This is a genomic window from Novosphingobium sp. NFX11 (genome assembly GCF_057376415.1).
Genome location: NZ_CP080386.1, coordinates 663054 through 677025 on the forward strand (window position 1 = coordinate 663054; position 13972 = coordinate 677025).

12 protein-coding genes and 2 pseudogenes are annotated in these 13972 nt (G+C 61.5%); 8 read left to right on the plus strand and 6 right to left on the minus strand.

Annotation, left to right across the window (positions count from 1 at the left end):
• Positions 1-10 precede the first annotated feature (10 nt).
• A complete protein-coding gene (locus KZO24_RS29905; protein ID WP_486487976.1) occupies positions 11-796 on the minus strand; it encodes a winged helix-turn-helix domain-containing protein in 786 nt (261 codons plus the stop codon).
• A 68-nt stretch (positions 797-864) separates the two neighbouring features.
• Here KZO24_RS29905 and KZO24_RS29910 point away from each other — a divergent pair, with 68 nt between their 5' ends.
• From KZO24_RS29910 to KZO24_RS29930, 5 genes are read left to right on the plus strand one after another with little or no spacing between them, the layout of a single operon-like run.
• A complete protein-coding gene (locus tag KZO24_RS29910) occupies positions 865-1962 on the plus strand; it encodes a serine hydrolase domain-containing protein (protein ID WP_486487977.1) in 1098 nt (365 codons plus the stop codon).
• A complete protein-coding gene (locus tag KZO24_RS29915) occupies positions 1959-2411 on the plus strand; it encodes a tetratricopeptide repeat protein (protein WP_486487978.1) in 453 nt (150 codons plus the stop codon). The genes KZO24_RS29910 and KZO24_RS29915 overlap by 4 nt, the downstream gene beginning before the upstream one ends.
• Positions 2412-2441: 30 nt before the next feature.
• Complete coding sequence (locus KZO24_RS29920; protein ID WP_486487979.1) at positions 2442-3233, plus strand: hypothetical protein; 792 nt, start codon at positions 2442-2444, stop codon at positions 3231-3233.
• 48 nt (positions 3234-3281) lie between these two features.
• Positions 3282-3788 (plus strand): MarR family winged helix-turn-helix transcriptional regulator, encoded by a 507-nt coding sequence (locus tag KZO24_RS29925; protein WP_486487980.1) that lies wholly within the window; start codon positions 3282-3284, stop codon positions 3786-3788.
• Positions 3785-5290 carry a serine hydrolase gene (locus tag KZO24_RS29930; RefSeq protein WP_486487981.1) on the plus strand — a complete coding sequence of 502 codons (1506 nt, stop codon included), beginning with the start codon at positions 3785-3787 and terminating at the stop codon, positions 5288-5290. Before KZO24_RS29925 ends, KZO24_RS29930 begins: the two co-directional genes overlap by 4 nt.
• A gap of 356 nt (positions 5291-5646) precedes the next feature.
• On the opposite strand, the pseudogene KZO24_RS29935 reads toward KZO24_RS29930, so the two are convergent.
• The 4 genes and pseudogenes from KZO24_RS29935 to groES all read right to left on the minus strand — a co-directional run bounded on the left by KZO24_RS29935 (position 5647) and on the right by groES (position 11065).
• A pseudogene (locus KZO24_RS29935) lies at positions 5647-7862 on the minus strand (amylo-alpha-1,6-glucosidase).
• Between the two features lie 11 nt (positions 7863-7873).
• Positions 7874-8967, minus strand: a pseudogene (locus KZO24_RS29940) (glycosyltransferase family 4 protein).
• Between the two features lie 108 nt (positions 8968-9075).
• Positions 9076-10695, minus strand: coding sequence for a chaperonin GroEL (gene groL / locus KZO24_RS29945; RefSeq protein WP_486487982.1), 1620 nt, complete (start codon positions 10693-10695; stop codon positions 9076-9078).
• Positions 10696-10750: 55 nt separating this feature from the next.
• Positions 10751-11065, minus strand: coding sequence for a co-chaperone GroES (groES, locus tag KZO24_RS29950; protein WP_486487983.1), 315 nt, complete (start codon positions 11063-11065; stop codon positions 10751-10753).
• A gap of 269 nt (positions 11066-11334) precedes the next feature.
• Between groES and KZO24_RS29955 the strand changes: the two genes are divergently transcribed.
• A complete protein-coding gene (locus tag KZO24_RS29955) occupies positions 11335-11571 on the plus strand; it encodes a hypothetical protein (protein ID WP_486487984.1) in 237 nt (78 codons plus the stop codon).
• Entirely contained in the window at positions 11568-11837 is a 270-nt protein-coding gene (locus KZO24_RS29960) for an usg protein (protein ID WP_486487985.1), read from the plus strand. Before KZO24_RS29955 ends, KZO24_RS29960 begins: the two co-directional genes overlap by 4 nt.
• 205 nt (positions 11838-12042) lie before the next feature.
• Here KZO24_RS29960 and KZO24_RS29965 read toward each other — a convergent pair whose 3' ends face one another.
• Positions 12043-12543 carry a hypothetical protein gene (locus KZO24_RS29965; protein WP_486487986.1) on the minus strand — a complete coding sequence of 167 codons (501 nt, stop codon included), beginning with the start codon at positions 12541-12543 and terminating at the stop codon, positions 12043-12045.
• 622 nt (positions 12544-13165) lie between these two features.
• Here KZO24_RS29965 and KZO24_RS29970 point away from each other — a divergent pair.
• The gene (locus KZO24_RS29970; protein ID WP_486487987.1) at positions 13166-13753 is read left to right on the plus strand and encodes a hypothetical protein; all 588 of its coding nucleotides are present in this window, start codon (positions 13166-13168) and stop codon (positions 13751-13753) included.
• Positions 13754-13972: the final 219 nt, after the last annotated feature.

Sequence of the window (13972 nt, forward strand, 5' to 3'; positions counted from 1 at the left end):
GATAAGGATATCAGTTCCCTTGATCCACCGCCCGCGCGAGATCGATCGCCATGCTTCTAGCCAACTTGCCCTGAAGCGGCACGTAATCCCGCATGTCGGTTGGGGCAGCGAACTGGCCAGACCATAACACGCGATCCGAACTATGTTCAGCCAGCGTCACGATCACCGTGGTTCGTTGCTGCGTCTGGCGAACGCTGACGCGCGCATGAAAATCCGCGTTTTGCCCGTTCGCCGCAATAAAATAATTAGCCGGCAGCCTGTGGGTCGCTTCGGCGACGAAGCTCTCGCGAAGTCCGGCATTGAAGTTCGGGAACAGCACATATTCGCACAGCCCCTTCACGGGCTCGATTGCGATCCTATGGCGGGCGGGGAACATCGCTCCCTGCGCCCACACCGCTCCGCCAATCAGAAGCGGCGTCAGCAGGGCGCCGGCCGCTACTAATCGACCGACCCTGGATGCCTGCTCCACAGGTTCGGCATCCGTAGCGCCTATGACAATCGTGCCGACGAAGCGGTAACCCGATCGCGGCCGGGTCTGGATGAAACGCGGGGTATCGGCGTCATCACCGAGCAACGACCGGATGCGGCGGATGCATGTGTTGAGTGCGGCGTCGCCCCCTGTGCCGGCACGCGGCCAGAATCGGTCGAGCAGTTCAGGCCTGCCGACCGTCCGCTCCCTGCTTTCGATCAGGAAAGCCAGGACCTCAACGGTTTGGGGCGACGCATCGAGCGGTACACCGTTGCGGCATATCTGCAAGGCTGCGGGGTCAAGATCGAAGTCTGCGAAACGGATCATGTCAGGTTACCGGAAGGACCAGAAAATCAGAGTGGGTAGCACTATGTCAGCTTAGGTCATGAAATGTCATGCGGCTTTGCAGCCTGGGCGGGATACCCGATTCCAACGCAGCTCGCATCCTCCTGAAAGGCTTTCCATTGCGACAGACATTTCACCTTCCCAATGCCGACAGGCGACAGGTGCTGGGCCTCGGCCTGTCCAGCCTAGTGGCATTAGCGGGGTGGACCACGGCTGGGCATGCGGCGACGGCCTCCGCCGATATCGACGATCTGCTCGATCGCGCCGCCACGGCCTATGGCACGGTGGGTCACTCCGTCGCCGTCCTGAGACGCGGCAAGCTGGTCTATTCGCGTCAGGCAGGCCTTGCCAATCGTGAGACGGGCGCTCCGATCAGCGACGCCTCCATCTATCCGCTCTTCTCGATCTCCAAGCTGTTCGTGGTCGTAGAATTGCTGAAGGCGCGGCGCGCCCGGCTGATCGACCTAGACATACCACTCAGCGCGATACGGACAGGTCTTCCGTCGGCATGGGGGAAAATCACGCTCGCGCAGGCGCTCGCCCACGTCTCCGGCCTGCCGGACTATATTCCCGATCATGTCGAACCGACCGAGGATCAGGCATTCGCCGCCATTGAGGGGCTCCCGCTTCGGTTCACACCGGGCACCCGCAACGACTACAACCAGGCCAACTTCCTGTTCGCCAGAGTGGCGCTTGAACAGGCGACGCGAACTCCGCTGACCACCCTGGTCGGATATCAGTTCGATCGCGCCGGAATGGCAAAAACCGGCTACCATGTGGAGGGGCAACCGCGGCTGTCGGGCCTGGTGTCGAGCTATCGCCCCGCACCCAAGCGGGAACGACCGCCGCTGCCCTATGTCTCGCCATCCTGGCCCGCCTACACCTTCGGCTCGAGGGGCGTGTTCACGACATTGCCCGATCTGGTTCGATGGTCTCAGGCGCTGCTCCGAGGCGCCTTCGTGCCCCTTAGCATGCTTCGGCAATCATGGTCGCCCTTCCCCATGCCTTCGGGGAGGCGGCGTGGCACGCGCAGGGCTGGGAATATTACCGGCACGATGATGTTACGATCGTGGGGCATGGGGGCGATGTCCGCCTTGTCTGGCGGCATTTCTTCCGTCAGGCCGATCCCGACGACAGCGCCACAGTGATCTACCTCGACAATGGTGGCCGCACGACCTTCGATCGCCATCGGCTCGCCACGCTCGTCGCCGATCGCGTCATGCCGGGAGCTGCCCGGAAGGGTGAAGAACAAGAGGAAGCACTCTACCGGGGATTGGCGTCCGGCCGGTGGGAGGAGGCCGTTGCGACGGCCGCGGCAACCATGCCGGCCGACCGACTGGAAACGACGGTCAACCGCGTCGGTTACGACGCCATGAACATCCTCGATGCCGACGCCGCCCTGCCGGCGTTCCGATGGAACGTCGAACGCTTCCCCCGCTCCTCCAACGCCTATGACAGCTTGGGCGAAGCGTATCGGGTCGCCGGCCAACTTGATCGGGCGAAGGAAAGCTACCGGCGTGCCTTGGCGCTCGATCCGGCAAGCGAACGCCTCAAGGCGACGCTTCACGACTTGGACCAATCAACGCGCGCCCAATGACGGGCAGCCGCTACACCAAGGATGATGTCGATGATTTTGACCCTGCGCCTGCTCGGCGCTGCCGCGATGCTGTTCCTGGCTACCCGACCCGCAACAGCTGACCCTACCACGATCGACGTTCGCGTGATCGCACGTGGTGCCAAGTTCCTTGGTGGCTATACGACGCCCGTGCGGGTGACGCTGACGGATGCAGAAACCGGCGAGACGCTGGCGCGCGGCATCACGTCCGGCACCTCCGGCGACACGCAACGGATCATGGCTGGCGGCACGGAGAATGGCCGCAAGAGGGCCACCGCCGATTCAGCGGTCTTCCGGACGACGCTGGATATCGATCGCCCGCGAGAGATCACCGCCACGGTGACAGGGCCACTCAGTCAGGCGCAGGCAACGACATCGGCAACCAGCACGCAATGGGTGCTGCCGGGACGTAACCTCACCGCCGGAGACGGTTGGCTAATCGAGTTGCCGGGCCTTATCGTCGATATCGCCGATCCGGTCGCTTACCGCTGGACGAAAGTCGAGGAGAAGGTGCCGCTTCGTGTCAGCGTGACGATGCTGTGCGGATGCGCGATCTCGCAAGACGGGCCGTGGCGCGCGAGCGACACCGAGGTGGACGCGTTTGTCACGAGCAATGGCGGCGCGCCGCGGCGCATCCCCTCCGCTTTGACCCTGCCAGTTCCCTGTTCACGGCCAACGTGTCGGCCAAGGACGCTGGTCTCTACGAAGTCGAAGTGCGAGCATGGATCGCTGCCAGCAATAACGCTGGCGTCGCGCGCACTGCGTTCTTCGTGCGGTGAAAATGAGGAAGGACGAACTTCGTAACTTATTACGTAACTTGTAACAGGAGTTGTATTGCTGTAGCGGGTCAGCATGAAAAATGACGATTTCGTGCGCTCGCTCGGGCCGGCCTTCCTACCGCACATGCTTCGCCGACTGTCCGATCTCATGGTCGATGGCGGCACGGAGTGGACCAACCAATATCCAGCGATACCACCGCTGCGTACGCATTCGACGATGTTCGCGCTCGAACAAAAGGGACAGCTTTCCGTCACGCAACTCGCAACCGTGCTGCGCCAGTCGCATCCGCTGGCCCTCCAATGGGTAGGTGTATTGGAGAAGCGGGGGCTGGTGGAACGTCACGGCGATCCGGAAGATCGCCGCCGTACAATGCTGCGCCTGACCGCCAAAGGGACTTCGGCCATGCCTGCGATCCACCACGCCCGCGCCGTCAACGAACAGGTGACGCGCTGCCTTATGCAGGAACTCGGCGACGACCTGTGGGACCACCTGCAGCGGGCCGAGGCCCTGCTGACGACACGTCCCTACATCGCCAGGATGACCAGCGCGGCCAACGCGATTGCCGAGAAAGCGGCATGACGGCCCGGCTGATCGTGAGAGGTGGATCACCGATCGCCGCTGCGATAGCCATCGGTTTGCTGGCCTGCACGACCGTGCATGTTCGGGCACAGACGACACCTGCGACGACGGAGCAGGCGCAGCCGCGTAACGATCTGCGCGCGCAGGTCGATGCCTATATGCGAGCGGCAGTCGCGAACGATCACTTCACCGGCGCCGTTCTCGTCGCCCGCCATGGCGCGCCGCTGTTTGACGCGGCCTATGGCATGGCGAGCTATGAATTGGGCGTACCGAACACGCCGCGCACCGCGTTCCACATTGCGTCCCTGACCAAGCAATTCACGGCGATGGCGATCATGCAATTGCGTGATCGCGGCAAGCTCCATGTCGATGACCCGATCTGTACCCATCTCGCCAACTGTCCGCCCGCCTGGAAGCCGATCACGATCCGCCACCTGCTGACCCACACGTCCGGCATCAGGAACGTGTCCAGTCTGCCCGACTGGGACGACGATCTGAGCTTGAAGCACTACACCAGAGCCGACTTCGTCGACCTGTTCCGGGCGCTACCGCTGAGGTTCGTGCCGGGCGAGAAGTACGAATATTCCAATTCCGGCTACTTTCTCCTTGGCCTCATCGTCGAGCGCATCTCGGGTTCCGACTTCGGGGACTATCTGCAGGCCAATATCTTCACGCCACTCGGCATGAGCCACAGCAGCTACGACGATAATCGAAGGGTCGTACCCGGCGCAGCCTCGGGCTATTATTCTCGCGGCTCGGCGTTCATCACCGCGACCTATGTCGATCCCTCGACGCGGCTGGGCGACACCGGCATCGTCTCCACAATCGGCGACCTCCTGCGCTGGGATCAGGCACTATACACCGAGAAGCTGGTCTCCCGTCATACGCTCGACGAGATATTCACGCCATACAAGAACGGATATGCGTATGGCTGGGAGGTCGGGACGCGGTTCGATCGCAGGACAGTTGGGCACTCGGGTAGTGACGGCGGCTTCTCCTCCTACATCCTGCGCTTCCCAGACGATGGGGTGACGGTCATCATCCTCGGCAATGGCGACCACATGTCGGCCGCCAGGGCGGCGATCGATCTTTCCGCCATCATGTTCGGTGTGTCGTACAAGATGCCTGCCCCTCAGCTCCGAGACGAGTTATGGGACGCCGTGGAGCGCGGCAGCGTCGCTGCAGCGACGGCCAGGTTCGATCGGGCCCGAAACGAGACACCGGCGCGCGCGGATGCGACCGGCGACACGCTTGTCGAGGTCGGCTACGACCTGATCGATGCGCGCAAGCTGGTGGAGGCGGATGCGATCTTCCGCTTCGCTCTGCAGCGGTTTCCCAACCTCCCCTATGCGTGGGACGGGATGGCCGACAGCGCCGCCGCGCGTGATGACCGGGGCACGGCAATTGACTATTTCGAGCGCTCGTTGAAGCTCGATCCGTCCAATGATTATGCCGTTCGGGGCTTGGCCAAGCTCCGGCCTGCTCTTCAACCAAAGAGGTAAAGCACCGGGCCCGAGTGTGGCGGGCATTACGGCACTTGCTGCGACAGGCGCCTCTCTCGCGCCGTGGAGACCGATTCGTCGTAAAACACATGAAACGCGCCGGTCCATGCTGTCGGTCGTGGCCAGGTGCCTGATCAGCGCCGACGCCCCCTGACGGAAAACCCTGCCACCGGCGTTGCCGGACACCTTCTCAATCCGACAGTGATTTTCGGACAGTGAGGCGAGCAAGATGGCCGCGCAATGCCGTTTATAGCGGTATCACCATAGAATTACGCGCGCGCCCTGTCGGATTCATGTGATTACCGTCAATTTAAGGAAGCGACACGGCGTCGGGCAGCGCCGTGCCGCTCCTGTCCTCACGTCAACGATAGGACGCGTACATTGCTGGTCCGGTCGGGCACATCGACCACGACCTTACGACCGGAGCGGCGCAGCACGACATCTGCCTGGCCATTGCCTACTTGGATATGGCGAATGAGGAACTCATCGAGATTCCCGGGCAATATGGGTTCGGCGAACAATATCTGCTCGGCCTGGGTATCAAAACTCAGGCCTAGACAGGATTGAAGCAGGAACAATGGCGCTGCGGCCGCCCAGGCTTGGGGGACACATGCCACGGGATAGAATGTCGGTCCCTGAGCCGGACGTCGCGGGAAACCGCAAAACAGTTCTGGCAATCGCCGCAGGTCGACATAGGTCGAAGCAGCCATCAGCCCCTCGAAAATCAGGGCAGCCTCCGCCCGGAAGCCATACCGAGCGAAGCCGGCCGCGATCAGGGCGTTGTCATGCGGCCAGACCGAGCCGTTATGATAGCTCATCGGATTGTAGCGCGCCTCCGTCGCGGGGACGGTGCGAATGCCCCATCCGGAAAAGGAAGAAGGCGCCATCAAAGTCTCGATCAGGCGCGCGACGCGTTCCTGCCTGGCCAGTCCCGTAAACAGGACATGACCCGCGTTGGAAGAGCGAACCCGGCACGGGCGCTTGTCTCCGTCCAGAGCCAGAACGTAGGTGCCAAGCGCCTCGTCGAAGAAGGCGCGGTCGAAGCGTTCCTGAAGCGCCGATGCCTTCTCGCGGAACACTGCCGCCTTATCGCTGTCGGCGAAGCTATCGAGCATTGTCGCCGCCGCCATCCAGGCGCCATAGACATAGGCCTGCACCTCAGCGAGGGCAATCGGTCCTCGGGCGAGCCTTCCGTCCGCATGAAAGACGGAGTCGTAACTGTCTTTCCAGCCCTGATTGGCAAGTCCCTGATCGGTATATCGGCCATATTCGACATAGCCATCGCCGTCCCGATCGCCATGGTTGTCGATCCAGCCAAGCGCAGCTTCGATTTGAGGCCAGATCGAACGGATGAAACCAAGATCGCCGGTCCGCTCGAGATACTGCCCGGCGAGCATGATGAAAAGGGGTGTGGAATCGATGCTGCCATAATAATGACGAAAGGGCACTTCACCCAATATCGCCATTTCACCGCGGCGCAGCTCGTGCAGGATCTTGCCGGGTTCCGCATCCGCGTGCGGGTCGAATGCCGTCGCCTGATGCGCGGCAAGAAACGAGAGTACGCCGCGCGCGATACCCGGATCAAGCCATAGCGTCTCCATCGCGGTAATGATCGAATCCCGACCGAAGACGGTGCTGAACCAGGAATCCCCGCATAGGGGAACGGTCCATGCTCCGTATCGGTGACGAGCATATAGGTGTCGGCCACGCAGCGGCGCAGCGTTTCGTTGACGGTCTCGTTGGAGGATGCGAGCGATGCGGCGCGGGCGGAGGCATGGCGCAAGGCTCGCCGCGACTGACGCATGGACTGGCCGAAGGACTGCCGCAGATCCGCATCATGCTCCAACGGCCCGCACCGAATTCGGATCAGCAGCGTCTGCCGTTCCTGCGGCGCAAACGTCAAGGTGAAAAGCGCGTGGTCGGCTTCGATCTCCTGGGGCACTGGCGCAAAGCGGAGGGACGTCTCGCGGACCATGCCATCAAGCCCTTCATAGGCAAGAACGACGTGGTCCCGACCGATCTGCGGCGCGCGCAGATGGCCACGGGCGTCTCGTGTCGTTCCCCTGACCTCGAACAGATCCAGGAAATCCGCGCCAAACTCCAGCCTCAGGTTAATGGAATGAGCCTTGTCGTCATAGTTACAAATGGTCAGCCTCTCCAACAGGCCAGCATCCCATAGAAAGCGCGTGCGGCGGATATGGATCAGGTCATGCTTTAGCCCATGACCGCCATCTGATCCGGGAAAATCCGGATTTGTAAGATCGCATGTCAGGGTGGCATTGTCGTCGCGCAGGGCCGAACTGAGAAGAATCGGCCGCCCGCCTTCCTCCATGGTCAAATAAAAATGCGAAAGATGGCGTGTATCACAATGATAGAGGCCTTCGGGACTACCAGGGCCGCCAATCGCATCACCACTATGATCGAAAAGCGCGAATGTATCTCCATGTTTGAGGGTACGGGGCCTTCTTTCATGCAACGAGGCGGTTGCGGGCACAAGGAATTGAGCTGGCGCCCGGGATATGGTGTCAGATTGCGGCTGTACTTTTGGCCACCTTTCGACAATCGCGTGCATGATAGGCCTCCTCAGGCGACGACCTGCAGGTCCGCGCTCTCCCCCAGTAGCCGCCGATAGCGTGCGGCCTGCGTCCGGGAGCCGGGCAGATTGCGGTACAGATCGAGATAGTCGGCTGCCATGCGGCCCGCAGAGAAGCGGCGTTCGAAGGTCTCGCGAACGCGCCGGCGATCAAGCGCGTCGAGATGCGATACTGCCGTCACCGCCTCCTCAAGCGTATCGACGATGAACCCGGACACGCCGTGATCGATGACTTCAGGGACTGAGCCGCAGCGAAAAGCGATTACCGGCGTCGCGCATGCCATCGCCTCGATCATCACCAGTCCGAAGGGTTCGGGCCAGTCGATCGGAAACAGCAGGCCGCGCGCATTACCCAGAAACTCGGCCTTCTGTCGCTCGTTGATTTCGCCGATGAATTCGACGTTGGGCGATACCCGGATCATCGGCTCTATCACCTTTTTCCAATATTCGAGATCTGCCTGGTCGATCTTTGCGGCGATCTTCAGCTTCATGCCCGCGGCGGCTGCGATTGAGATAGCGCGATCGGGTCGCTTCTCGGGCGAGATGCGCCCCAGGAAAGCGAGATAGTCGCCTTTGGGCTGGACCCTGGCTGGCAACAGGTTGGTGGGGAGCCCATGGTGAACCGTGCGCACCCAGTTGACAGGCGGCATGGGGCGCCGCTGGTCATTGGAAATGGAAACCAGCGGCAGGTCAGGAAATGCGCGGTAAAAGGGCTGCAGATCAGGAAGATCGAGCCGCCCGTGCAATGTCGTCACTGTGCGCCCGGCAAAATCGGCCACCATTGGAGCGTGCAAGAGGTCGATATGGAAGTGAAGCACGTCGAATTCGTCGGCGCGGCGGCGGACTTCCTCGAGCAGGACCATATGATGGGGAAGAGGATCCTTCACCCCGGGTCTAGCCGCAGGGCCGTTTCGCAAGCCGGCACGAGACGCGCATTCGTCCGGGAATCCCCGCTTGCAAAGAGCGTGACCTCGTGTCCCTCCCGCACCAGCTCTTCGGTCAGATAGGAAACAATTCGTTCGGTGCCGCCGTACAGTTTGGGAGGCACGCTTTCAGCAAGCGGTGCAATCTGTGCGATCTTCATCGTCTGGTTCTCCCTGGGCTGCCGGCAGGGCAGGGGAGATCGACGAGCCCCTGCCTGCCGATTGGAACGGAAAGTCGGGGCCGGCTCGAGCGCCGGCCCCGATTGGGGTCAGTAGTCCATCGCCGGCATCGGCGCGGCCTTATCCTCTTTTGGCAGCTCGGCGACGAGCGCCTCGGTGGTGATGAGCAGCGAAGCGACAGAGGCGGCGTCCTGGAGCGCGGTGCGCACGACCTTGGCCGGGTCGATCACGCCCGCCTGGACGAGGTCCTGATACTCCGCGGTGGCGGCATTGAAGCCCCAGTTATAGTCGGAGCTCTCGAGCAGCTTGCCGACGATATAGGCGCCGTCCTCGCCGGCATTCTCGGCGATCTGCCGCGCGGGTGCGCGCAGGGCCCGGCGGATGATGTCGATGCCGGACTGCTGGTCGTCGTTGGCGGCCTTCAATTCATCGAGCGCCTTGATCGCACGGAGCAGCGCGATGCCGCCGCCCGGCAGGATGCCTTCCTCGACAGCGGCCCGCGTCGCATGGAGCGCGTCGTCGACGCGGTCCTTCTTCTCCTTGACCTCGACCTCGGTCGCGCCGCCCACCCGGATCACCGCCACGCCGCCGGCGAGCTTGGCCACGCGCTCCTGCAGCTTCTCGCGGTCATAGTCGGACGTGGTGGTCTCGATCTGCTGGCGCAGCTGCGCGACGCGGCCATCGATATCGTCCTTCTGCCCCACCCCGTCGATGATCGTCGTATTGTCCTTGTCGATCGTTACCTTCTTGGCGCGGCCGAGCATGTTGATCGTGACATTCTCAAGCTTGATGCCGAGATCCTCGGAGACCACATTGCCGCCGGTCAGGATCGCGATATCCTCGAGCATGGCCTTGCGGCGATCGCCGAAGCCCGGCGCCTTGACCGCGGCGATCTTGAGCCCGCCGCGCAGCTTGTTGACCACGAGCGTGGCGAGCGCTTCGCCTTCGACATCCTCCGCGGTGATGAGCAGCGGCCGGCCGGACTGCACGACCTTCTCGAGCAGAGGCACGAGGGGCTGCAGGTTCGAAAGCTTCTTCTCGTGGATCAGGATGTAGGGATCGTCGAGCTCGACCTTGAGCTTCTCGGCGTTGGTGATGAAGTAAGGCGAGAGATAGCCGCGGTCGAACTGCATGCCCTCGACCGTCTCAAGCTCGGTCTCGAGGCTCTTGGCTTCCTCAACGGTGATCACGCCCTCATTGCCGACTTTTTCCATCGCTTCGGCGAGGATGCGCCCGACTTCCTCGTCGCCATTTGCGGAAATGGTGGCAACCTGCGCGATCTCGCTGTTGGCCCCGACCTTCTTGGCGTGGGATTCAAGGTCTCTGACCACCGCGCTGACGGCAAGGTCGATGCCGCGCTTGACGTCCATCGGGTTCATGCCGGCGGCGACCGCCTTCGAGCCCTCGCGCACGATCGCTTGGGCCAGCACGGTCGCAGTGGTGGTGCCGTCGCCCGCCTTGTCGTTCTGCTTGTTGGCAACCTCGCGCAGCATCTGCGCGCCCATATTCTCGAACTTGTCGGCAAGCTCGATTTCCTTGGCGACGGTGACGCCGTCCTTGGTGATGCGGGGTGCCCCGAACGACTTTTCAATGACGACATTGCGGCCCTTGGGTCCGAGCGTCACCTTCACGGCGTTGGCAAGCGTATCGACGCCGCGCAGCATACGGTCGCGCGCGTCCGACGCAAACTTCACTTCCTTGGCAGCCATCGCTGCTACTCCTTTCTATTTCCTTCCTGAATGTTCGAGTGATAAGGGCGGTCGATCAGGCCGCCTGCTTGAGAGGCACGACGTTGTCGATCACGCCAAGGATGTCGCTCTCCTTCATGATGAGCAGATCCTCGCCGTCGATCTTGACATCGGTGCCCGACCATTTGCCGAACAGGATGCGGTCGCCGGCCTTGACGGACAACTCGACCAACTGGCCGCTGTCGTCGCGGGCGCCGGGTCCGACGGCGACGACTTCGCCTTCCTGCGGCTTTTCCTTGGCGGTGTCGGGGATGATGATGCCGCCCGAGGTCTTCTCCTCGGCTTCGATGCGGCGGACGACCACACGGTCGTGCAAGGGGCGGAAATGCATGGCAAAACCTCCAGATGCAAAACAGGTTGTGATGTCCCTGCCGTTCATCTGAACGACAGGTTCGCGTGAACTAGGAAAAGAGATTTTCGGGTTCAAGAGGATGAATGAAATTTTTGTCGCTCGCCTACCTACAGTGCCAATTCAGCTCTTTTCAGCAACATGGCGGACATCATCCCTCTTGACGCAACTCGGATCAGCACCAAAATCTTGAGCCGCGTGCGGCACCGCACGCATGAGAAAGGAGCGACACAAGGAAAGGAGCCACGGCCATGTCGCAGCCATTTTCCCGTTTCTTGCACCCCTTCGGCGTTGCGCACCATCCGAGCCTGGAGCCCGAAGTCAAACGCGCCATCCTCGCCTCCTGGGCGTCCGACCGCTCCGCGGTGAAGGACCAGCCAGCGATGCGAAAGCCGCCCGGCGCCAAGCGCGCCGTTCCGATCGAAGAGGTCTTCGCCGCCATGCGATCGCTCGATGAAACGCGGACTAACGGCCGGCAGCTGCAATGAGCGATCGCGGCTTCATCGCGCAGCTGGAGGGCTACGGTCTCACCACAGCCGAGATCCATTACTACCGGCCCGATGCGCCGTCGCTTCTCCAGTTGTTCATATGGCAGGAATATGATCTTGCGCCCGACTTCCCCACGCTGTTCGATTTCCTCGACCATTGGCGGCGCGAGATCGAGGCCGCACTCCATTCGGTCCGGATCACCCATGGCCGGCTGATCGGACCAACCGAATGGCGCGCGGTCGATGCCGTCATCCCGCTCCCATGACAGGCGGTCTTGGCGAGCGCTGGCGCCGACGAGGCGGACGGACAGTCCGCCTCGTCCTTGCCTTCGACGTGTCAACGGCGGTCAGACTCCAGGCCACCGGGGCGGAGTAAAAGCAGGCCACTGTTGATGCGGGCCTAACGATATGAAGAGGGCCCCGATCGGGGCCCTCCGTCGCGCGTCAATCAGGATGAGAAACCGTGTTGCCTCATGAAGCGATGTTCCCGAGCGGCATAGCCGTTCCCTGGGCGGCAAGATCCTCGCAGAAGCGATCTCGCGCGAGATTTGTGTTGAGGTCGATCAGTTGATCGCTGCGTGCGATCGCGAGAATCTCCCCACCTGCGCGCGGGTCATAGTAGCGCTGGTCCGCGAAGCTCCTGGCAAACGGGCCTTCCTGGGACCGGATTTTGCGCAATCCCAATTCCTTGAGATCGTCACGCGATGCGAACAGCGTGATCTGGAGCTTGGGCGCACCTTCCTGCTGCCCGGCGGCTCCATAAAGGCGCGTCATCAGCGCATGAAGCCGCTCGAGCGTATTGATGACGCGGACCAGCTCGGGTTCGCTGCCGTCGCTGAATATGACGATGTGATCGGTTTCCGCCCGCTTCCAGCCACTGCGCTTCTGAGGCTTGGCCGTCACGACAATCTCTGGATCAATCTGCCGGGTGGTCGATTGGTCCCTGCTCGTTTGGGTGCCAGTTGCAGACAAGGCCGGGAGGGTGCGGCTGCAAGTATCCCTGCAACAACGGCACACCAGGAGCGTCCTCTCGACATACATCAACGTCTCTCGGTTCTGAGCATCGGCGATCGAAAGATAACCGACCCTCCGCGCTTGGCAAATATCCTTCTCTGAAGACCTGCAGGAGCCAGAACGGGTGCATCGCGCCGGACGGTCGGGCGGTTTGCGTCGTCCTCGAATTGCTCGTTAGGTGTTGGTGCTCGCAATCATAGCGGCGTCTGCTTGCCAACGGAGCGGCTTTTTGCTCACGCTATCTGCCAATGGCGTCCGGCACCGGGCTCAGATTAACTGCCAACGTGCTCGCCATCGTCCGGCGCTGCTCGCAATCGAAGGGTTTTGCTCACGTTATCTGCCAATGGGTTCTCTAAACCCGTCAACGGAAGGCGGTTTTGCGAATTGGGTTTCCAGAACAGTTTTGACAAACCGGAAGCCGCAGAATGTCTCGCCTGTCCTGCCTGCTGGCAGGATCGTCAGAAAGGAAGGTTTTGCAGAACCGCCGGATCGGCTGCTCCCGCCCCATTGCGGCCATTCAATCAGCCGATAAATATAGGCAATGGACGTTTCTAGGGACCCGAGAGTAAGGCGCATTCTTTTGGTTGGCCTCGCAATTGCGACGCTGGCGGCGATCTATATCTTCGCGTTCCGTCCCTTTGTCGCGCAGATGGGGGCTACGATCATGAGCCCTCTATCTGCCCGTCAGAGCGATATAATCCTTGATGACGCACAGCGACTTTTGGCTTTCGTTCCGCTGTCGGCTGACCGTGCCAACGATAGCCTTCGCTTTGTTGCGATGCCCTCATTCGGTAAACGCTGGATGGCTGTATCGCTCGCAAGGAACGGCACCAATGCCTTGGGCAGAGTGGCCGTGCTAGATCGGTCAACAGGTATCGTCACCACGCGCAGGTTTCAGATGAATGGCGCGGACTTTGATGAAATGATGGCTCACTGGGACAATGAGACGAGTGGATACTGGGGCGAACTCAGTATGTGGACGGACGGGACGCCTCTAGGGTTCGAGCGCAGAATTGGAAAATACGTGATGTCGGGTATTGGAAACTCTCCCTGCCATTACGATGGACTAGGTAATTTAGCGGCCTTATATATCGGCCCGCATGTGGCGGAATTGCGAGACCTTCAAGCACCTGACTTCGAGAAGATTCGTCGGAGCAAAGCCTGCTAACCACCCTCTCGCGCCGAAATCCTGCCGGATCGTAAACGCCCCAAATCGGCCATTGCAATATACAACACCAAGTTGGCATAAAGCCAACCGCAGTCCGCTAATTAGGCGGCGACTGAGGCCGTGGGTGGAGAGCTTGTGGGAGTAGGGTATTTCATTTTTGGTTCTGCCGGTGCAGCGTTCGCATTCAGTTGCTTAGTCCACGCTTTTCTTCCACAAACT

Coding starts and splice junctions, on each gene's coding strand:
- groL (WP_486487982.1), bottom strand. CDS start 10,695: ATGGCTGCCAAGGAAGTGAAGTTTGCGTCGGACGCGCGCGACCGTATG.
- KZO24_RS29930 (WP_486487981.1), top strand. CDS start 3,785: ATGACGGCCCGGCTGATCGTGAGAGGTGGATCACCGATCGCCGCTGCG.
- KZO24_RS29925 (WP_486487980.1), top strand. CDS start 3,282: ATGAAAAATGACGATTTCGTGCGCTCGCTCGGGCCGGCCTTCCTACCG.
- groES (WP_486487983.1), bottom strand. CDS start 11,065: ATGCATTTCCGCCCCTTGCACGACCGTGTGGTCGTCCGCCGCATCGAA.
- KZO24_RS29920 (WP_486487979.1), top strand. CDS start 2,442: ATGATTTTGACCCTGCGCCTGCTCGGCGCTGCCGCGATGCTGTTCCTG.
- KZO24_RS29955 (WP_486487984.1), top strand. CDS start 11,335: ATGTCGCAGCCATTTTCCCGTTTCTTGCACCCCTTCGGCGTTGCGCAC.
- KZO24_RS29960 (WP_486487985.1), top strand. CDS start 11,568: ATGAGCGATCGCGGCTTCATCGCGCAGCTGGAGGGCTACGGTCTCACC.
- KZO24_RS29910 (WP_486487977.1), top strand. CDS start 865: ATGCGGCTTTGCAGCCTGGGCGGGATACCCGATTCCAACGCAGCTCGC.
- KZO24_RS29905 (WP_486487976.1), bottom strand. CDS start 796: ATGATCCGTTTCGCAGACTTCGATCTTGACCCCGCAGCCTTGCAGATA.